General features: G+C 66.2%; 17 protein-coding genes. 6 read left to right on the top strand and 11 right to left on the bottom strand.

The annotated features are described in order from the left end of the window. Positions 1-22 precede the first annotated feature (22 nt). The 3 genes from K410_RS0113670 to K410_RS0113660 all read right to left on the bottom strand — a co-directional run bounded on the left by K410_RS0113670 (position 23) and on the right by K410_RS0113660 (position 4,615). Complete coding sequence (locus K410_RS0113670) at positions 23-3,427, bottom strand: CHAT domain-containing protein (RefSeq protein WP_028135398.1); 3,405 nt, start codon at positions 3,425-3,427, stop codon at positions 23-25. Positions 3,428-3,648: 221 nt separating this feature from the next. Beyond that, a complete protein-coding gene (locus tag K410_RS0113665; protein ID WP_028135397.1) occupies positions 3,649-4,410 on the bottom strand; it encodes a hypothetical protein in 762 nt (253 codons plus the stop codon). 16 nt (positions 4,411-4,426) lie between these two features. Beyond that, positions 4,427-4,615 carry a hypothetical protein gene (locus K410_RS0113660; protein ID WP_028135396.1) on the bottom strand — a complete coding sequence of 63 codons (189 nt, stop codon included), beginning with the start codon at positions 4,613-4,615 and terminating at the stop codon, positions 4,427-4,429. A 254-nt stretch (positions 4,616-4,869) separates the two neighbouring features. On the opposite strand from K410_RS0113660, the gene K410_RS0113655 reads away from it, so the two are divergent. Beyond that, positions 4,870-5,847, top strand: a complete 978-nt coding sequence (locus K410_RS0113655; RefSeq protein ID WP_028135395.1) for a DUF2336 domain-containing protein — start codon at positions 4,870-4,872, stop codon at positions 5,845-5,847. A gap of 154 nt (positions 5,848-6,001) precedes the next feature. On the opposite strand, the gene K410_RS0113650 is transcribed toward K410_RS0113655, so the two are convergent. From K410_RS0113650 to K410_RS0113635, 4 genes are all read right to left on the bottom strand, one after another. Beyond that, on the bottom strand, positions 6,002-6,346 hold the full coding sequence (locus K410_RS0113650) for a DUF1491 family protein (protein ID WP_028135394.1): 345 nt from the start codon (positions 6,344-6,346) through the stop codon (positions 6,002-6,004). 53 nt (positions 6,347-6,399) lie between these two features. Then, on the bottom strand, positions 6,400-6,609 hold the full coding sequence (locus K410_RS0113645; RefSeq protein ID WP_028135393.1) for a hypothetical protein: 210 nt from the start codon (positions 6,607-6,609) through the stop codon (positions 6,400-6,402). A gap of 143 nt (positions 6,610-6,752) precedes the next feature. Further along, positions 6,753-7,487, bottom strand: coding sequence for a peptidoglycan-binding domain-containing protein (locus tag K410_RS0113640; protein ID WP_028135392.1), 735 nt, complete (start codon positions 7,485-7,487; stop codon positions 6,753-6,755). Beyond that, positions 7,480-9,360 carry a PAS domain-containing sensor histidine kinase gene (locus tag K410_RS0113635; protein WP_028135391.1) on the bottom strand — a complete coding sequence of 627 codons (1,881 nt, stop codon included), beginning with the start codon at positions 9,358-9,360 and terminating at the stop codon, positions 7,480-7,482. The genes K410_RS0113640 and K410_RS0113635 overlap by 8 nt, the downstream gene beginning before the upstream one ends. 410 nt (positions 9,361-9,770) lie before the next feature. Here K410_RS0113635 and K410_RS0113630 point away from each other — a divergent pair, with 410 nt between their 5' ends. Both K410_RS0113630 and K410_RS0113625 read left to right on the top strand, forming a co-directional pair. After that, positions 9,771-10,214 carry a DUF5330 domain-containing protein gene (locus tag K410_RS0113630; RefSeq protein WP_028135390.1) on the top strand — a complete coding sequence of 148 codons (444 nt, stop codon included), beginning with the start codon at positions 9,771-9,773 and terminating at the stop codon, positions 10,212-10,214. A 67-nt stretch (positions 10,215-10,281) separates the two neighbouring features. Beyond that, the gene (locus K410_RS0113625) at positions 10,282-10,710 is read left to right on the top strand and encodes a SufE family protein (RefSeq protein WP_028135389.1); all 429 of its coding nucleotides are present in this window, start codon (positions 10,282-10,284) and stop codon (positions 10,708-10,710) included. Between the two features lie 113 nt (positions 10,711-10,823). Here K410_RS0113625 and K410_RS0113620 read toward each other — a convergent pair whose 3' ends face one another. Then, positions 10,824-11,243, bottom strand: a complete 420-nt coding sequence (locus K410_RS0113620) for a Ros/MucR family transcriptional regulator (protein ID WP_028135388.1) — start codon at positions 11,241-11,243, stop codon at positions 10,824-10,826. Between the two features lie 128 nt (positions 11,244-11,371). Continuing rightward, positions 11,372-12,229 carry a hypothetical protein gene (locus K410_RS0113615; protein ID WP_028135387.1) on the bottom strand — a complete coding sequence of 286 codons (858 nt, stop codon included), beginning with the start codon at positions 12,227-12,229 and terminating at the stop codon, positions 11,372-11,374. A 311-nt stretch (positions 12,230-12,540) separates the two neighbouring features. Here K410_RS0113615 and K410_RS0113610 point away from each other — a divergent pair, with 311 nt between their 5' ends. Together K410_RS0113610 and K410_RS0113605 are read left to right on the top strand one after the other, a co-directional pair. Further along, the gene (locus K410_RS0113610; RefSeq protein ID WP_028135386.1) at positions 12,541-14,190 is read left to right on the top strand and encodes a glycosyltransferase family 39 protein; all 1,650 of its coding nucleotides are present in this window, start codon (positions 12,541-12,543) and stop codon (positions 14,188-14,190) included. A 157-nt stretch (positions 14,191-14,347) separates the two neighbouring features. Next, positions 14,348-15,127, top strand: a complete 780-nt coding sequence (locus K410_RS0113605; RefSeq protein ID WP_028135385.1) for a class II aldolase/adducin family protein — start codon at positions 14,348-14,350, stop codon at positions 15,125-15,127. Positions 15,128-15,409: 282 nt separating this feature from the next. Here the strand turns inward: K410_RS0113605 and K410_RS0113600 are convergent, their stop codons facing one another. Together K410_RS0113600 and K410_RS0113595 are read right to left on the bottom strand one after the other, a co-directional pair. Beyond that, positions 15,410-16,804, bottom strand: a complete 1,395-nt coding sequence (locus K410_RS0113600) for a M20/M25/M40 family metallo-hydrolase (protein WP_028135384.1) — start codon at positions 16,802-16,804, stop codon at positions 15,410-15,412. A gap of 117 nt (positions 16,805-16,921) precedes the next feature. Next, positions 16,922-18,541 carry a helicase HerA-like domain-containing protein gene (locus tag K410_RS0113595; RefSeq protein ID WP_028135383.1) on the bottom strand — a complete coding sequence of 540 codons (1,620 nt, stop codon included), beginning with the start codon at positions 18,539-18,541 and terminating at the stop codon, positions 16,922-16,924. 350 nt (positions 18,542-18,891) lie between these two features. Between K410_RS0113595 and K410_RS0113590 the strand changes: the two genes are divergently transcribed. Continuing rightward, positions 18,892-19,257 carry a hypothetical protein gene (locus K410_RS0113590; RefSeq protein WP_028135382.1) on the top strand — a complete coding sequence of 122 codons (366 nt, stop codon included), beginning with the start codon at positions 18,892-18,894 and terminating at the stop codon, positions 19,255-19,257. Positions 19,258-19,260: the final 3 nt, after the last annotated feature.

The following is a 19,260-nucleotide window of genomic DNA, read 5'->3' as shown; positions in this document are numbered from 1 at the left end:
CACCCCTTCCCTCACCTTGTCATCACCGCACGCCGCCATCGCCGATGATCGTGTACGGCGCCCAGAACAGCGGATGCGCATAGGCAAACTCGGTCTTGCCCTCGCTGTCGAGATAGCCGGGGCCATCGACGAGGGCCATCGCCGCCTGGCGCAGCGCCTCGCTGCGCGACAGTTTCGGATCGTCGGCCTGCCGCTTGAACAGATCCGTCACCAATTGCCGCGCCGATTGCGAATGCACCGACCAGTTCGTCACCAGCAGCGCACGCGTTCCGGCGTAGAAGAACGCGCGCCCGAGTCCGGATGCCGCCTCGGCCCCCGCGCCGGCGCCCGCGCCGGTGTTGCAGGCCGACAGGATCACCCAATCCGCATCGAGCTTGAGGCCGAGAATCTCCTCCATGGTCAGAAGACCGTCGCCGCTTTCCCCCGTCACAGCCGGCGACGAGAGAGCGAGCGCCGGCTGCGTCAGACCGTTCAGCTCGCCAGGGACGAGGCCATGGGTGGCGAAGGCCAGGATCCTGAAGCCGGACAGATTCATGGTCTTGACCGTGCTCTCGGTGGCGTCCTTGCCGAGGAACAGCACCTTCGAGGGATCGGCCTGCAGCGCCAGCGCGATCGATTTCAGCTCGTCCGCGGTATCGGGAAGCCGGGGCAGCAAACCGAGCTCGGCGCTGTCGACGCCGTCCAGCTTCGGACTGTTGCGCCGCTTCAGCGGGCCACCGCGCGTGACATTGCCGCCGGCGTCGGCGACCTGGATCTTCTCCCCGCCGCCGTCCGCCTCGGCCTGCTGTTCACCGTTGAAATAGGGATCGCCGAAGGCGACGAGGTCGCCGCGGCCGGGCTTGCCGGGCGGCAATTGCCGGAGCGTGCGCAACGCCGCCGCGGACGGCACCGTCGACACGGCATGGGTTCGCGCCAGCCACGGCACGTTGCGATAGCCGACGAAGAGCGGGTCCTCCTCGGCAGCCACCTGCGCCGGTGCCGTGGGCAACAAGGACAGCGGCAACAGGCCGAGCGCGCCATTGGTGACGACGATCAGGTTCCTGGCCGGCTTCCAGCCGCTCTCAACCGGCTTGAGCAGCAACTCGTAGAGCTCGTGGCCGAGCGCGAGGTCGAAGGGCGGAATGTCCGAGATCATCGCCGCCGGCGGCTCGAGGGCTTCGCGCAGCTTGCGGATCTTGCTCTCGATGTCGCCGATCTTGGCAGGCACGGCGGCGAATGCCACCGGTCCCGACTTCGGCACCGCCCAGACGAAGCTGCCATTCTGGCCGAAATAAAACGACAGCATCGCCTCGTCATCGGCCAGCGTCGCGCGGATCTCGGCGACGCTCGGCGGCTTGGGCGAGACGAGGTCGGCATAAATCGGGAACTTCTGCTTGATCTCCAGGCGCGCCTTGTCCCGCTGGCTGCGCAACGCCGCGATCGATGCCTGTATTTGTGCAACGCCCTTCTCGTCGCGTTCCGCTGCTGGAAGCGCGAGCACATTGTTGAGCGTGCCGAGCTGGGCGTTGACCTGCTTGGTCAGGTCCTGCTCCTTGCGCACGAGCTCGGCGAGCGCGGGATCCTTGGCCGCCGCACGCGCACTCGACGCCGCCAGCGCCTGCTGGACCGAGCGGCCGCGGATGGCGTCGGCGAGGCTGAACGTCTCCTCGCCGACATCCTTGCCGGTCCCTTCGGCCCTCGCAAGCAGCACCAAGTAGCTCTCGACGATGGTCTGCAGCCGCTGGCTGCGCGCCGCGACCACCGTCGTGTTCTCATCATCGGCGTTCTCGTTGGCGCTCGCCATCATCACCGGAATGGCGGCCTTGTACTCGCGGATCGCCTCGGCATCGCGGCGGGCGCGCATCAGGCCGACGGCCAGCGTGCCGCGAGCCGACGCGGTGTCGAAGTGATTTTCCCCGACCCGGGCGATCTGCTTCTTCAGGAGCTGCTCGGCGGCCGCGATGCCCGCGTCCAACTGCCCGGAACCATAGAGCGACAGGATGCGGGAGGGATTGAGCTCGAACACCTGGCGACGCTGCGGATCCCAGCCGGCGACCGCTTTGTCGATCCGGGCAAACATCTCGCTGGCTTCGGCATTCTGGCGGCGGAGCGTCAGAATGCCGGCGAGCTGCGACAGCAATTGCACCGTCGCTTGCGATTGCTCGGGCACGCCGACCTTGTTGTTGATCTCGAGCGCGACGCGGCCCAGCTTCTCGGCCTCTTCGTAGCGACCCTGGTCGACCAGTATGCCCGCCAGGCCCATGACGAAGCGTGGCGTAACCGAGTTGTACTTTCCGGTGTCCTTCAGGCGCGAGAGCAGCGCGCGACGCGCATCCACCTCGGCCTCGGCGAGACGGCCTTGCTTGGCCTTCATGCGCGCCTGGCTCAGCACGGTGCCGTCGATCGCCTGCAGCAAAACGGTTTCCGCCGGCGCATTGTCCGCTGCCAGGATCGCCTTCGTGCTCGCGCGCTTGCGCAGCTCGGCGTTGCGATAGGCCGCCTCGGCGTCGGCAAACTGCCCGCGCGCCTCGAAGATCATGGCGCGCGTGAGCTCCGTCTCGCCTTCCCAGCTCTGGCCGAACTTGGCATAAGCCGATCGCCAGTTGGGATGGCCGCTGGTGCGAGCCTCCTGAATCACGGTCTGGCTGCGGCGCAGATAGGCTTCAGCCTGCGCGATGTCGCCCATCTGGATGAGGACGGCCGCAATCCCGCGGTTCGTCACGAACTGCAATCCCTTGGCGCCCGGCATGCTGGCCGATTCACGCAACAGCCTTTGCATGATCTCGAGCGCACGTTTCGGATCGCCTGCAAGCGAGTGCTGCAAGGACTGCAGCTGCAGCATCCGCCCCAGCGCGTTCGGGCCGACGGCGCCGCGCCCGACTTCCACGGCCTTGTCTGCGTCGGTCATCGCTTCGGTGAGCCGGCCGAGCTGGGCACGTGCATTGGCGCGGTCGAAATAGAGCTGCGCCAGATCAGCCCGCGACTCTTTCCCCGTCGGTACGGCGTCGGCGTCCGATTGCAACTCCGCGATCGTCTTCTCGTCGGGCTTGTCGCCGTCGAGGACGGCCGTGATGTCGGCGATGCTGCGGGGCGGCGCGACGAAATCCTTCGGCAGCGCCGTACCGAGTTCGAGCTTGGGTGCCGCTTCCTTGGGAAGCTCGACCGCGACGTTGGCGCGGCCATTGGCGGCATTCAGCGCCGCCATCGCACAGGCTCTGACCTGAGGCGATGCCTTGGCGCGGCAGGCTTCGAGATTGGCGCCTCCGCCTGCGCGCATGCAGGCCTGCACGATCGGCTTGCCGACACTCATGCGGCAATTCTCCAGCGCTGCTTCCCTGCTCAACGCGGCGGCGGAGCCGGCCGATCCGAGCAGAATGGCAAGTGCCAGCAGGTGGCGCGGGGAAACATCCAGACGGCTCTTGAAAGGACGCGCGGCGTCTAAGCTCATCTCGAAGGACCTTCGGGTAAAATGACTTTGAAGAAACGGGACAATCCTATCCGGCCGGCCGGGAAGGACAAGCACTATCAATGCGGTTCCCGAACGCGCTCAACAGGGCTTCAACGGTCCGTCCGGGGGCCAGGAATTGGAGCACCGCCGGGTCCGGCCCGGTTCGCGTCGACAAGCGGCGTCGCACGATCGCCGCGTCGACGGGCGGCCGGCCCGCGCTTTCAGCCTTTCGAAATGACCGCGCGGCCGTAGGGCGGTTGCGCCTGGACCGGCGGGTTCGCGGTCTGGGCGGCGAGCTCGCCGATCAGGCGGTCGGCGTCGGCGGCCATGCCGTCGGGGGCCTGGATCACCAGGCGCTCCAGCGCCCAGCGGTAGGACGAGACGCGCTGCTCCAGGCATTGCTGCACCCACTGCACGATCAGCGAGTTCTCCTGCATGCGCGCGACCGCATCGTCCCTCTCCCTCGGCGAAAGCGCGGAGACGCGGGCCATGCTGGCATCGCGCTTCCTGTCGAGGTCGATGACACGGATCGCGGAGGCGAAGAACGGCTCGAAGCGGGTGATGTCGTTGCGCACGTCCTCGATCAGCAGCGCGTAGCGCGAGGAGTGCGAGCGGTGCGGCTCGTCGATCAGCGTGCGTCCGTACATGGTGCGGTCGAACACGACCTTCTGCCGCCAGGGCGAGGGTAACGCCTTGTAGTCGCCGAACACGCTCTTCCATGCGGGGCGCGACAGCGGCGGCTCGATCATGGGATAGGCGAGGTCGCGCAGCTGGCGCTCCTCGTCGGTGAGCTGGAATTGCGAAGGCTTCAGGCCGACGCTGGACGTGACCTCCGCGCCCAGCCAGCGATGCATGTCGTCGCTGCGCATGCTCTCGCGGGTGCGGCCGAAATCGCCGCCGCTGCAGGCGCCGAGCGTGGCGGCAAGCAGCGCGAGCAGGACGGCCGATCTGACCGGCCGGATCTGGCGGATGGTGTCCGGCATTGCCTGAAGCCGGATGTCAGCGACGGCGACGACGACGCCCCGGCGCTGTGCCCTGCTCTGGGCCGCGGTCGCCGCTGGTTTCATCCGCCTCGCGCTCGATCCGGATGGCGGGAAGGATCAGGATCGTTCCCATGTCCGCGCGCGGAGCGACATCGCCCGACGAGCCCACCCGGCGACCGGCCGGAAATTCAATGATGGTCCCCATGTCAGCTCTCTTCAATTGCCGCGCGACCGAACGCGCCCCTGCAACATGCGATTCATTAAGATCAGCTCATGGTTAACGGGGTGTAAACGCGGCCCAGCGACCGTAGCCGCACGGGCCGGCCGCGGCGTCCCGTTCAGGCACGGGATCGCTCCAAAGCGAGCGGCTTCCTTCACGCCTCGTTTTCCTTAACGAGCCTTTAAAGGAGCCTGCGCTAGGCTGGCGACCAGTATATTTTCCAGGTCGCGTATCTCTCCATGACCAAGTCGCTGTTTCCCGGATTCGACGGGCTGATGTCCCTCTCCCGCCGCGAAGGCGTCGATGTTCGGCCGACGCTGCTGCGCGTGCTGACCGACCTCTATGTCCAGACCCGCGTCCACAGCGAGGACGAGCAGCGCCAATTCACCGAGCTTGCGACGCGGCTGATCGACCAGGTCGACGATGCGACGCGCGCGGCCGTCAAGGCCAAGCTCGCGATCTATCCGCTGACGCCCGTCCCGGTGCTGCAGAAGCTCGGGCTGGTCGCGGCCCAGGAGGGTCGCAGGGTTCCGCTCGCCCGCGAGATCCCGGCGCCCGCGCCGCCTCCCACCCCAGCCCGCACGCCGAGCGACGCCGAACGGCGCATGGCCGCCAGCATGGCAATGCAGCCGAAGGACGCTGCCGAGATCCACGACATGTTCTTCGGCGCCGGCCCATCCGAGCGCGCGCTGATCCTGCACAATCTGGCGCAGACCCCGCTGAAGGCCGCACCGCGGATCCCGACCGTGCGTGCCAAGCGCGCGATTCAGATCCTGGAGATGGCGGCCATCGCGGGCGACGTCGAGAGCTTCGCCCTGGAGCTCGGCGACAGCCTGATCCTGCCCTCGCGCGTCGCAGCCCAGATCGTCGACGATGCCGGCGGCGAAGCCCTCGCGGTCGCGGCGCGGGCGCTCGACATGCCGAGCCCGAACTTCCAGCGCATCCTGCTGTTCTTCAAGCCGGCGATCGGCAATTCCGTGAACGAGGTGTACCGGCTGGCGCGGCTCTACGACCGCCTCAGCGACCGCTCGGCGCTGGTGATGCTGGCGGCCTGGCGCGGCTCGACGCTCGCCGTCACCCGCGCCAAGTACCAGCCGTCCCTGCACGATGGCGAACGCCAGCGCGCCCGCGCCGGCGCGAGCCAGACGCGGCCCGGCGTGCAGCCGGGTGCGCTGCCGGCGGTGCGGAAGGGCAGCGGCGGGTCGTCGGAGCGGTAGCGCGGACGGTTGAGCCCGTAGCCCGGATGGAGCGTTGGGCGCTGACACCTCTGCAAAGCTCCGTCATTGCGAGCGCAGCGAAGCAATCCAGAATCCCTCCGCAGAGAAATTCTGGATTGCTTCGTCGCTTCGCTCCTCGCAATGACGGCGGTAGTTACGTCTTCGCCAGCTCCAGAAAGTGCCGTCCGGCGCGATCCTCGGTCTCGACGATCCAGGCATCGGGGTCGAAACGAATTTCCTTGGTCAGCCGTTCCTCGATGGTGTGCTCCGGCAGAGGTTGCGGCGCCACCGGCACGAAGAAGCGATCGACGGGGCGGCCGTCGTCGTAAGAGGTCTGCGGGGCCGGCACGTAAAGCATCGCATGGCCGTTGAGCAGCGACACCTTCACGAACACCGCTCCCGCCTCCTCGGCGCCGCGCCGGCGCACCGCGCCGAACACGCCTTCGGTCTGGCACCGGCGCAGATAGGCGGCGACCCATATGTTGGATTTCAAGCGCATGAGTCGAACGATAGGCCGGCGTGACGCGCGCCGCCAGTGTCAGCGTCCGATTGTCACGCCTTGCCGATGCCTTGCCCACCATTGATCTGGCGCGCGACGAGATATGACAGCGGCATGGCAAGCGCAAAGCCGACGGCGACCGCATAGGGGATGTTTCTGATGGAATCGGCGGCGAAGCTAGGCACCATCAGCACGACGATCAGGCTGACGCCCGCCAGCACCGTACCCAGCATGATCCAGACCAGAACGGAGACCTTGAACATGGCACCCTCTCTTCCTCGTTGAAGACGGGCGATCATGATCGCAAAGGCTGGCGGCTGTCATTGATCCCAAGCAAATCGCCCCAAGCGGGACGCAGCCTCGCGGCGATGCCGCACCTTGATCGGCGTCAATGACAGCGACGCGCTTATTCGACGGGGCGGCCGATCGCGGCACCGAGCTCGCGCAGCAGCCGATCGGAGAGCTGGCCGGTGACCTGCATCTTGTGCTCGCGCTCGAACTTCTGGATCGCGGACTGGGTCTCGCCGTTCAACGTGCCCGTGATCTTCAGATTGCCGTAGCCGTATTCGGACAGCGCGCGCTGCACGCCGGCGACACGCCGTGCCGCCGGGCTCTGCGGCGCGGGAATCGGGGCGGGCGGGCGCATGGCGGACGGCGGGGTCGAGGTCGTCTGCTTGACCAGGTTGGTCATGGGATCGTTCGCGCGCGTCGATGCGGTCGCCTCGACGGGCTTCTCCGGCGCCTTCTCGGCGGCGCGCTCGGCAGGCTTGGGCTCGGCAGGCTTGGGCTCGGCAGGCTTGGGCTCGGCGCGGAACTCAGTCGCGCGCGGCTCGAGCGGCGAGCTGTCGGCGCCGACGGGGCGCGGACGCGGCAGGGGATTCGACAGCTGCATCGATGACGGCGCGGGCAGATTGATCACGGTGCCGAACATCGGCGCCGGGTGCCGGCCGGTCTGCAGGAACAGCGCATTGGCAACGATCGCGCCGACCGCCGCGACTGCGACAAGACCGGCCAGCGTGTCCTTGGGGCTGTGCAGCAGCACGCGCATCACGAGGTTGCGCTCGGTCTCGACATCGACCGTCGCGGCCTTGGCACCGCGGCGGCGCGGAGCGGCTTGGTCCTTGGCAGACTTCTTAGGCACTTTTCTTCACCAGAGCGGGTTGGTCCTGAGACTGGTCGTGAGCTTGGTCTTGAAGCTCCTGACCTTGAAGTTCCTGGCGCAGCACCGGCGTCAGCGTCGCGATCTTGCTCTCGGCCGGCCTGACTTGCGGCGGCGTGTAGACCAGCGGCAGCCTGACGGTGACGGCGGTGCCCTCTCCCAACCTGCTTTGTACCGTCAATTCGCCGAGATGCAACGCCACGAGGCTCTTCACGATCGAAAGTCCAAGACCGGTGCCTTCGTGACGGCGCTGATAGGTCTTGCCCGCCTGGAAGAACGGCGCGCCGATGCGCTGGAGATCGTCGGGCGCGATGCCGACGCCGGTGTCGCTGACGCGCAGCATCAGCTGCGAGCCGGTCACCGCGGCGGAGACGGAAACCTGACCGCCGCGCTCGGTGAACTTGATGGCGTTGGCAACGAGATTGAGCACGATCTGCTTGAAGGCCCTGGGATCGCCGGTCATGACAGGCAGGTCGTGCGGCGCGTCGGTAATGAGGTCGATGCCGTTCTCCCGCGCCTTCAGCGCTAACAGATTGCAGCAATGCAGGAGCGAGGCGCGCGGCGCGAACGGCTCGGACGCGATCTCGAAATTGCCCGATTCCATCTTCGACATGTCCAGGATGCCGTTGACGACCGACAAGAGATGCTGGCCGGAATCGTTGATGAGCTGGGCATATTCCCGGCGCTGGGCCGCGCCCAGCATCAGGGCCTGCTCCTGCGCGATCATCTCCGAGAATCCGATGATGGCGTTCAGCGGCGTCCGCAGCTCGTGACTCATGGTGGCGAGGAAGCGCGTCTTGGCGGCGTCAGCCGTTTCGGCGGCGCTGCGCGCCTGCTCGAGCGCCTGCTCGGACAGCTTGTGGTCGGTGACGTCGCGCATCACCGCGACGACCTCGGCCTCACGCGTGACGTCCCTATCCGAATTGTGGCTCATGTCCTGGTCGAGCGGGCGGCAGCGCATCTGGACCCAGAGAAAATCGACCTGACCGCGCTCCGAACCATCAGCCTCGCGCCGCAGCCGGAACTCGACGCTGCGCACCTCGCCGCGCGCGGCATCGGACAACGCGGTGAGATAGGCCGGGCGATCGGCGACATGGACGCGGTCGAACAGGCCGTGACCGAGCAATTGCGCCACCGGCAGGCCGAGCATGGCCTCCGCCGCCGGCGAGATGAACTGCACCGCGCCGTTGCGCTGATGCCGCGAGATCACATCGCTCATGTTGCGGGCGAGCAGGCGATAGCGCTCCTCTTCGCGCGAGAGCAGCGCCACGCTGGTGCGTGCCAGCGATTCCGCGCCGAAGGCAAGGCCCGCGGCATAGAGCGTCGCCGAGACGACGCCGCAGGCCATCAGCACGCCGCGTTCCGCGGCGCTGATGTCGGCGGACGGCAGCCAGCCGAGCTGACCGAGCAGGATCAGGAGGCCCGCACAGGACAGCGCGAGCAATGAGGCGAAGGCGGCGACACGGCGCGAGGCCGACAGCGCGGCTTCGAGCGGAACCACGACCAGCCAGACCGCGGCGAACGATTCGATACCGCCCGTGCTGCCCGCGACCGCCATGATCAGCCCGGCGAGCGCCAGCGACGACAGCACATGCGCGCCTTCATAGCGTCCGGTGCGCGACAGGAACCAGGACAACAAAATCGGCGCGATCAGCCATGCGAAAGCGGCGACCTCGACCGCGCTCGGCGCGCCCCGCATGGCGAGATAGACCGGGAATGCGGCGAAGGCGCCCAGGCTGCCGAGCAGCCGCGGCGCCATGAAGGCACGATGGCGCGCTCGCATCAGCGCATCGGAACGCGCGGAGGGATGCAGCAGTGCATCGAGACAATCGCGGATGATACTCAAAACTGTCACGGGTCTCGCGCTTCGGCTCAATCGTCGTAGAAGACGCGCCGGAACGCCTCCTTGTCGTTGAGCCACCGTGTCAGAGCGACCTTAAACGAGTGCTAAGGCGGCGGGACGCGCGACCGGACGCCGGAACATCGCGGGGCTTTTTAGACGATTTGACGACGTCTTCGCTGCGGATGGTGAACACAGGGTTTCATCTTCCCGCTGATGGTTTCGAATTGGTGGATATGCCTGCCGGCAGAATCACGGGCCGCGGCGTCAATCGAAAATTTACGACGCCGTCGATCCCGAAGAATTTTGCGCCATTTTTCCGCGAATTAAGCTCAAGGCAATGACTTGCGATTTATCGAGAGTTGCTAGGTCGGAACGCGCGCGGACCATCGCCGCGGACGGGATCTACCATACAGGTCGACAAGATGCGCTTTCTGCTCCGCATCACATTCTGGCTCGGGCTGGTGCTGGTGCTCCTGCCACGGGACAAGACGCCCGAATCGGACAAGCTGCCGCAGATCGGCGCTGCCGACGCGGTTCAGGCTGCGACCGCGGCCGTCTCCGACATGACCCAGTTCTGCAAGCGCCAGCCGGCGGCCTGCGAGGTCGGCGGCCAGGCCGCGACCATCATCGGCCAGCGCGCCCAGGACGGCGCGCGCAAGATCTACCAGATCATCAACGACAAGAAAGAGCAGATCGGCCACGACAAGACCGAGAAGATCGACAAGACCGACAAGAAGGCGCCCGACCATACCGGCTCGATCGCGATGGCCGGCGAAGGCGATGCCGTCTCGAGCGAAGCGCCGCGCGACACCCTGAGCCAGGACGACCTCGCGCTGGAATGGCGCGGCCCGCAGCCGGCGAATTAGCGTCAAACCCTATCGATTTCGGCGCCTCGCATCCCTATATTGGCGGGAAGCGGGAACATGGGCCAGCATGACGACGATCGACGAAATCAGGGACAATTTCGAGCTTCTGGACGAGTGGGACGACCGCTACCGGTACGTCATCGAGCTGGGCCGAACCCTGGAACCGATGCCGGAGGCCGAGCACTCCGCCGAGAACAAGGTGAACGGCTGCGTCAGCCAGGTCTGGCTGCAGAAGCTGGTCGACCGCAGCCATGGCGCGCCGATCCTGAGGTATCGCGGCGACAGCGACGCGCATATCGTGCGCGGGCTGGTGGCGATCGTGCTCTCGCTCTATTCGGGCCGGACGCCGCAGCAGATTCTGGACACCGACGCCATCGCCGTGTTCGACGAGTTCGGCTTTCGCGATCATCTGACGCCGCAGCGCTCCAACGGCCTGCGCTCGATGGTCGAGCGCATCAAGACCGACGCGAGAGAGGCGCTCGCCGAAGCGACGTGAAGAAGCTTCGTAGGGTGGGTTGGGCGAAGCCGTAACCCACCCTTCTCTATCCGCAGAAGCAGAAGTGGTGGGTTACGCTGCGCTGACCCACCCTGCGAGAGCAGTGACCCGCGCTACTTCCCCTTCTTCCGCTGCTGCTGTCCGAGGCCCATCTGCTTGGCGAGCTGCGAGCGCGCCACCGCGTAGTTCGGCGCGACCATGGGATAGTCGGCCGGCAGGCCCCATTTCTCGCGGTATTGCTCCGGCGTCATGTTGTACTGGGTGCGCAGATGGCGCTTCAGCGATTTGAAGCGCTTGCCGTCTTCCAGGCAGACCAGATAATCGGGCGCGACCGACTTCTTCAGCGAGACCGCCGGCTTGGCCGGCTCGAGCGGCGCGGTCTCGGTGCGGCCTGACGACACCCGCACCAGGGCGCCATGCACCTGGCTGATCAAGTTCGGAATCTCCGCGGCCGGCGTCGGATTGTTGCTGAGATAGGCCGACACGATGCTCGCCGTCAGCTCGATGAAATTCTTCGCCCCAGCGTCCGACATCGGCCCGCCTCTCTCCACCTTGCGCCTTACGGGATAGACGACGCCGGACCATTGCCTGTCAACAAGCCGTTCGGCCGAAACAAGTCGACGACCGACGAGGCCACAACAACGGCGGCGCTCACTTCTGCTCAGCCGCGCTGGTCGAGATGGGAACGGAGCTCGTCGATGGAGGCAAAGCGCATCATGCCCTCCGGCATCTGCGCTTCGATCGAGCCGTCGGAATAGAGCGAATAGGCCATGCCGTCGACGATTCCGGACTTGAGCACGGTCACGGGCGGCTGCTCGGGCGCGGCCGCCGGCTCAGGTGCGGGCGGCGGAGGCGCGGGAGCGGCTTCCGCGGAGGGCGGGCGCGGCGGCGGCCGGCGCGAGCCGGCCGGCGGCTCCGGCGGGCGCATGCGCTCCGGCTTCGGCCAAGCGTCGTCGAAGCTGGCAGGCGGAGCGTCCTGCGCCGCGGGCGCTTCGAGAGGCGGCGGCGCTCCCTCGGTCGTCTTCGCCTCCGCGCGCTCGCGCTCCTTGCGCGAGGTCGAGGCGAACAACAGGTTGCGCCGGCGCGGCGCTTCGGGAGTCGCCGGCGGCGTCGGAGCTTCCGGCTCCGGCGCTGTCTCGGAGCGAGGCCGCTCGCGCGCGGAGGCTTCGCTCTGCCACGGCGGCGGGCCTGCGGGCGATGACGGCGGTGGCGCCGGCTCGGTCCTAGCCGCCGAGGCAGGCATCGGCTCGGGCGCAACGGCGCCTGACGCGGCGAGGCCCGGCAGCACGGGCCTGACCCGCACTTCGGACGGCGCACCGGCCAGCCGGCGAGCTATGCCCCGCAGCTCCGCGACCACGAGATAGAGGCCCGCCAGTAACAGTCCGGAGCAGACGGCGATCGTTCCCGCGATTATGAGGGGACTGCCGAGGCTGAACTCCCTCACGGAGAAGCCGAACAGGATCGAAAGGAGGCCCGCCACGACGGCGAAAATCCCCGCGATCAACAATGCCAAGGTCATCGAACTCACCCCCGGCCGCACACATCCACACGCGACCCGTCACGCCACGATATCGTCATACGCCGTTCCGCGCCAACGGCCAATTGCAGCCCGCGTTCCTAACGGGAAGGAAATCAGGGACTTATTCACATTCCCTTCAGACAGGGCTCGCTACTGCTAGGCTTGCCCTGAAATCGGGAATTGCTGCGGCGCATCAGGAATTTAGCCATAATGCCCAATTACTTGGTAATGGAACTGCGCTATAGGGAAACCGGGGTTGAGGCCCGCGCGCACCAGCAGGGCCAAGAGGGGATTCCGGGGCGCCAATAGCCATGACATCCATCACGACGTCGGCGATCGACACGCCTCAACGGCGCTCGGTCGAACGGACTTGCGACGATCTCGCCATGCTGGTGCTGGCCGTGGTCGCTGTCGTTGCGGGCCTGACCTTCCGCGACTACGGCCTCGGCTGGGACGATTACACCCACGCCGAATATGCCGACCTGCTGCTGCGCATGTTCGGTTCCGGCTTCAAGGACAATGCGGCGCTCTCCTTCGCCAATCTCTACATGTATGGCGGCGGCTTCGACATGGTCGCGGCCCTCCTGCACAAGATCATTCCGCTCGAATTGTTCGAAACGCGACGCCTGGTCGGCGCCATCGTCGGCGTGATCGGGCTCGCAGTGACATGGCGGCTCGGCCGCCGCATCGGCGGCCCGCTCGCCGGTCTTGCCGCGCTCCTGCTGCTCGCTTTGTGCCCGATCTTCTACGGCCACATGTTCATGAACCCGAAGGACGCGCCCTTCGCGGTGGCCATGATCATCCTGATGCTGGGCCTCGTCCGGCTCGCCGAGGAATATCCGCAGCCCTCGCCGCGCACGATCCTGATCGTCGGGCTCGGCGCCGGTCTTGCGCTCGGCTGCCGCGTTCTCGGCGGGCTCGCCCTGGTCTACGCCATGCTCGGCTTCATCCCGCTGTTCCTGGAGGAACTGCGCAGCCAGGGCCTGCGCGAGTCGGCGCGCCGCTTCGCCCATGTCGTTTATGTGCTGCTGCCCGGCCTCGCGTTCGGCTATCTCCTGATGGGCCTGCTCTGGCCGTGGTCGATCATGGAACCCGGCAATCCCTTCCGGGCGCTGACCTACTTCTCGCACTTCTTCGAGAAGCCGTGGAAGGAGATGTTCGACGGCGCGATCGTGTCGGTGCCGGACATGCCGTGGTCCTATCTGCCGACGCTGTTCGCGCTCCAGCTGCCCGAGGTGATGCTGGTGTTGATGGCCGGCGCGGTGTTCAGCACCTTCGCCATGCTGGCGCGAGGCGAAGTGCCGGCGCGGCGCAAGACCATCATGCTGATGCTGACGCTGGCTGCGACCCTGCCGCTTGCGATCGCGATGGTGAAGCGGCCGGCGCTGTACAACGGCATCCGCCATTTCGTGTTCGTGATTCCGCCGATGGCGGTGCTCGGCGGCGTCGCTTTCGCCCGGGCGATGGAGCGCCTGCGTGCCAATCACCGCACCTGGCAGCCCGTCGTGCTCGCCACCTTCTGCTTCGGCCTCGCGTTGCCGCTCGCCGAGATGATCCGGCTGCATCCCTATCAATACACACACTTCAACCACATCGCCGGCACCGTGCGCGGCGCCGACAGCCGCTTCATGCTGGACTATTGGGGCCTCGCGCTGAAGCAGGCCTCCGACGGATTGCGCGAGCAGATCGTCGAGCGCCAGGAGGTGCCGCCAGCGAACCGCAAATGGAAGGTCGCGGTGTGCGGTCCGCAGCGCCCGGCGCAGGTCGCCCTCGGCCCCGACTTCACCATCGGCTGGGATTCCAGCGCAGCCGATTTCGCCATGACGCTCAGCGAGTTCTACTGCAAGGGCCTGACCGCGCCGGTGATGGTCGAGATCAAGCGCGACGACGTGGTGTTCGCCCGCGTCTACGACATCCGCGGCCGCAGCATCTCCAGCCTGCTGTCGATCCCGGCGCCGTAATGATGTTCTCCCGTAGCGCTTCCGCCTTCGCTCTTCGAGCTACGGCGGACAAGCATGCGGGTGACACTTGACTGCCGCGCTCCCGACGCGCCTTGCTGCCAGCCATTTGCAAGTCTACGCTCCCTCCCCGCAACAACGATGTTCGGAGAGATCAGCCATGTCGCCAGCGGAAGCGCGCCTGAAGGAAGTGCCGTCTGATATGACGGAGGCCGAGTGGCAGCAACGGGTCAATCTCGCCGCCTGCTATCGCCTGGTCGCGCTGTACGGCTGGGACGATCTGGTCGACACCCACATCTCCGCGCGCGTGCCCGGTCCCGACCATCACTTCCTCATCAACCCCTACGGATTGATGTTCGAGGAGATCACGGCGTCGAGCCTCGTCAAGGTCGATTTGCACGGCAACCAGCTCTCCGAGAGCGAATACAGCATCAATCCGGCGGGCTTCACCATTCATTCGGCGATCCACGAGGTCCGCGAGGACGCGATCTGCGTGCTGCACCTCCACACGCTCGACGGCACCGCGGTGTCGAGCAGCGCCGAAGGCCTGTTGCCGCTGAACCAGACCGCTCAGCTCGTCACCCACGACCTCGCCTATCACGACTACGAAGGCATCGCACTGGACCACGAAGAGCGGCCGCGGCTGCAGAAGGATCTCGGCGACCACAACCACATGCTACTGCGCAATCACGGCACGCTCACGGTCGGCCGCTCGGTCGCCTCCGCCTTCGAGCGCATGTACCACCTCGAGCGCGCCTGCTCGATGCAGGTGCGCACCCGCGCGCTCGGCACGCCGGTCTATCCGGTCGAGCAGATCGCGATCGAGAAGAACGCCGAGTTGCTCGCCAACCGCGACCGCGCCGAGCTGCGCGCGAACAACCTCGTGTGGCCGCCGCTGCTGCGCAAGCTCGACCGCGAGCTTCCGGGCTACCGGTCTTGAGATTTTCAAGAATTTGAGGTAGTCTCTTCGTCGAACTACCTCTGCACGTCATGGAATGAAACGCCGCCCAATTCCGGGCGGCGTTTTTGTTTGGGGACGCACTCCGCCGTCATTGCGAGGAGTTCGCGACAAAATTGCATAGCAATTTTGCGCTGATGCGACGAAGCAATCCAGACTGCTTCCGCGGAGGGATTTCTGGATTGCGCTCGCAATGACGAGGAGAGGTCTCGCAGGGTGGGCACGCTGCGCTTTGCCCACCCTGCAGCACGACTGCACCCGTGCCTATTTCACCTCCGCCAGGGCCGCCAGGATGCGGGCCCAGGAGCGGATGCCTTTCTGGAAGCTGCGCAGGTCGTACTTCTCGTTCGGAGAGTGGATGTTGTCGTCGTCGAGGCCGAAGCCGACCAGCAGCGAGTCGAGGCCGAGCGTGCGCTTGAAGTCGGCGACGATCGGGATCGAGGCGCCGGAGCCCATCAGCACGGTCTCCTTGCCCCATTCTTCCGTGAGCGCCTTGCTGGCGGCGGCGAGCGGCTTCATGTTCCAGTCGAGGGCGACGGCGGGCGCGGCGGAATGGTCGCCGAACTCGACCTTGCAGTCGCCCGGGAGCCGTGCGGTGACGTAATCGCGGAAGGCTTTGCGGATCTTTTGCGGGTCCTGCCCTTCGACCAGGCGGAACGAGACCTTGGCGGAGGCATGCGAGGGGATCACCGTCTTGGAACCCTCGCCGATATAGCCGCCCCAAATGCCGTTGACGTCGCAGGTCGGGCGCGACGAGGCCTGCTCGATCAAGAGGCGCCCCTTCTCGCCGGCAGGGATCGACAGGCCGATCGGCTTCAGGAACATCTCGGGCGTCAGGTTGAGCTTCTTCCATTGCGCGAGGATGTCGGGCGGCAGATCCTTCACCCCGTCATAGAAGCCCGGAATGGTGATGCGGTTGTCGTCGTCGAACAGCCCGCCCAGGATTTTCGTCAGCACCCGGATCGGGTTCATCGCGCTGCCGCCGAACACGCCGGAATGCAGGTCGCGATTGGCGGCGGTGATCTTCAGCTCTTCATAGAGCAGGCCGCGCAGCGAGGTCGTGATCGCCGGCGTGTTGCGGTCCCACATGCCAGTGTCGCAGACCAGCACGTAGTCGGCCTTGAACTCGTCCTTGTTGGCCTCGATGAAGGGCACGAAATTCTTCGAGCCGACCTCCTCCTCACCCTCGATCAGGAAGGTGACGTCGATCGGCAGCGAGCCCGTCACCTTCTTCCAGGCGCGGCAGGCTTCCACGAAGGTCATCACCTGGCCCTTGTCGTCCTCGGCGCCGCGCGCGACGATGATCTTGCGGCCGTCGGCGTGGTCGGTCACCACGGGCTCGAACGGTGGGCGGTGCCAGAGATCGAGCGGATCGACCGGCTGCACGTCGTAATGACCGTAGAAGATCACATGCGGCCGCCCGCCGGCCCCGGTCTTGCCGACGATGGCGGGATGGCCCGCGGTCGGCCTCACCTCGGTGGCAACACCGAGGCTCGCAATGTCCTTGGCGAGATGGTCCGCCGCCGCCTTGCAATCCCCGGCAAAGGCCGGATCCGCCGAGATCGACTTGATCCTGAGCAGCGCGAACAGACGCTCCAGGCTGTTGTCGAAATCCTTGTCGATGTGGTCGAGCACGGATTGAAGCTGCGCATTGGCCATGATCGTATTCCTGATTGCCGGGTATCGAGATGCGCTTTTAGCGCTGCCGCCGCGGCGGTGCCAGCCACGTCACGACATCGCAACCCCGCCGAAGGCGCGCCTCCGGAAGGATGCGCTTTAGCGCCGCAGCAATCCGCCGAGCGCGCCGCGTACCAGCGTGCGACCGATCGAGCCGCCGAGCTGGCCGCCGAGCGATTTGCCGATATTGGCCGCCATCCCGCCGATCACCTGGTTGGTGACCGATCGCGTCACGTCGCGCGCGATGACCTGGCCGGTCGACAGCCGTCCGCGCTTGACGTTGGTGCCGAACACGGTGCCGACGATCGAGCCGATCTGGCCGAGAATGCCGCCGCTCCCGCCAGCCGGGCTGTCGGCCGTCGCCGCGGTGCCGGCAATGCGCTTCTGGATCATCTCGTAGGCGGATTCTTCGTCGACGGCGGTGTCGTATTTGCCCTTCACCGGGCTCGCAGCCATGATCGCCTTGCGCTCGTCGGGCGTGATCGATCCGATGCGGGCCGACGGCGGACGGATCATCACCCGCTCGACCATGGCCGGCGTGCCATTGCCCTCGAGGAAGGACACCAGCGCCTCGCCCTTGCCGAGTTCCGTGATCACCTTGGCCGTGTCGAGCTTCGGGTTGGGCCGGAAGGTCTGGGCCGCAGCCGCGACCGCCTTCTGGTCGCGCGGGGTGAAGGCGCGCAGCGCGTGCTGCACCCGGTTACCCAGCTGTCCGAGTACACGGTCCGGCACGTCGATCGGATTCTGCGTCACGAAGTAGACGCCGATGCCCTTGGAGCGGATCAGGCGCACCACCTGCTCGATCTTGTCGAGCAGCGCCTTGGGCGCGTCATTGAACAGCAGATGCGCCTCGTCGAAGAAGAACACCAGCTTCGGCTTGGGCAGATCGCCGGCCTCGGGCAGCTCTTCGAACAGCTCCGACAACATCCAGAGCAGGAAGGTCGCATAGAGCCTTGGGTTCTGCAGCAGCTTGTCGGCGACCAGGATATTGACCATGCCGCGGCCGTCGCGGTCGGTCTTCATGAAATCCTCCAGCGCCAGCGCCGGCTCGCCGAAGAATTTGGTGCCGCCCTGGTTCTCCAGCACCAGCAGCTGGCGCTGGATGGTGCCGACGGTGGCCTTGGTGACGTTGCCGAACCCCTGCGCGGCCTTGCGGATGACGGCGAGCGGATCCTCCTCCGCGTCCGCCGCTTTCTTCCCGCCATTGGGCACGATGGCGTCGAGCAGCGCGCGCAGATCCTTCATATCGACGAGGGTGAGCCCGGCGTCGTCGGCGACACGAAAGGCGACGTTGAGCACGCCTTCCTGCACGTCGTTCAGATCGAGCATGCGCGCCAGCAGAAGCGGCCCCATCTCGGTGACGGTCGCGCGCACCGGATGGCCCTGCTCGCCGAACACGTCCCAGAACACCGTCGAGAACTGGTCGGGTTGGAAATTCAGCCCCATTGCGGAGGCGCGCTTGAGGATGAAGTCCGCGGGCACGCCGACCTCCGAGATGCCGGAGAGGTCGCCCTTGATGTCGGCGGCGAAGACCGGAACACCGGCGCGCGCAAATCCTTCCGCCATCACCTGGAGCGTCACGGTCTTGCCCGTTCCGGTTGCACCGGTGACGAGGCCGTGGCGATTGGCGAGCGCCAGCGTCAGCCAGGCCTGCTCGTCTCCCTTGCCGACGAAGATCTTGTCGTCGGTATCGCCGAGCTTGCTGTCCTGTGCGGTCATTCTTCTCTCTGATCTCTTCTTGCCGGGTTTCACGTATCGAAACTCGAATGCACCAGTTCCGTAGTTTAACGCATGTCGCGGGCCGATTAAAACCATTCAACGCGCTCGAAGCACGCGACATCGCCGGAAACAGACGGACGACATCAGCCGAAAGTAGGAGCGGACCGTTCGCAACGCGGCAATTTTTCGCCGATTCCATCTCCGCTCTTGCACCGCTGCAACACTTTTCGCGCCTTGGAGGATGAATCGCTCCGGCGCCCGCGTTCATCGCTTGAATTTCACATCACACCGGCTCAAGATCATTCTCGAAAGAAATACTCCGGCATGAAACCGGCTGAGGGGCGGACCTTATGGACGAACTGATCGGGCGGCTGGCGACAAACGCCAGCATAGATAGTGCTGTCGCTGAAAAGACCGTCGGCATCATCCTGGGCTTCCTCCGCAGCGAGGGTCCTCCCGATAGCGTGCAGGCCCTGATCGATCAGATTCCCGGAGCGGAAGCCGCAATCGAGGCATCCAGGAGCGGCGGCGGGCTGTCGCGGCTGATGGGGGGCGGCTTGATGGCGGTCGGCACGCGCCTGATGGGCCTGGGGCTCGGCATGTCCGAGATTCAAAACGTCGCCCGTGAACTTTTCCGCTACGGTCGAGACAAAATCGGAGCGGATCAGATGGGCAGGATCGTTGCGGGGACGCCGGGCCTCAGCCAGTTCGCCTGAAGC

Source organism: Bradyrhizobium sp. 22 (assembly GCF_000482425.1).
Classification (GTDB): Bacteria; Pseudomonadota; Alphaproteobacteria; order Rhizobiales; family Xanthobacteraceae; genus Bradyrhizobium; species Bradyrhizobium japonicum_B.
The sequence above is the reverse complement of the archived record's forward strand: the minus strand, read 5'-3'. Positions and strand labels throughout refer to the sequence as shown.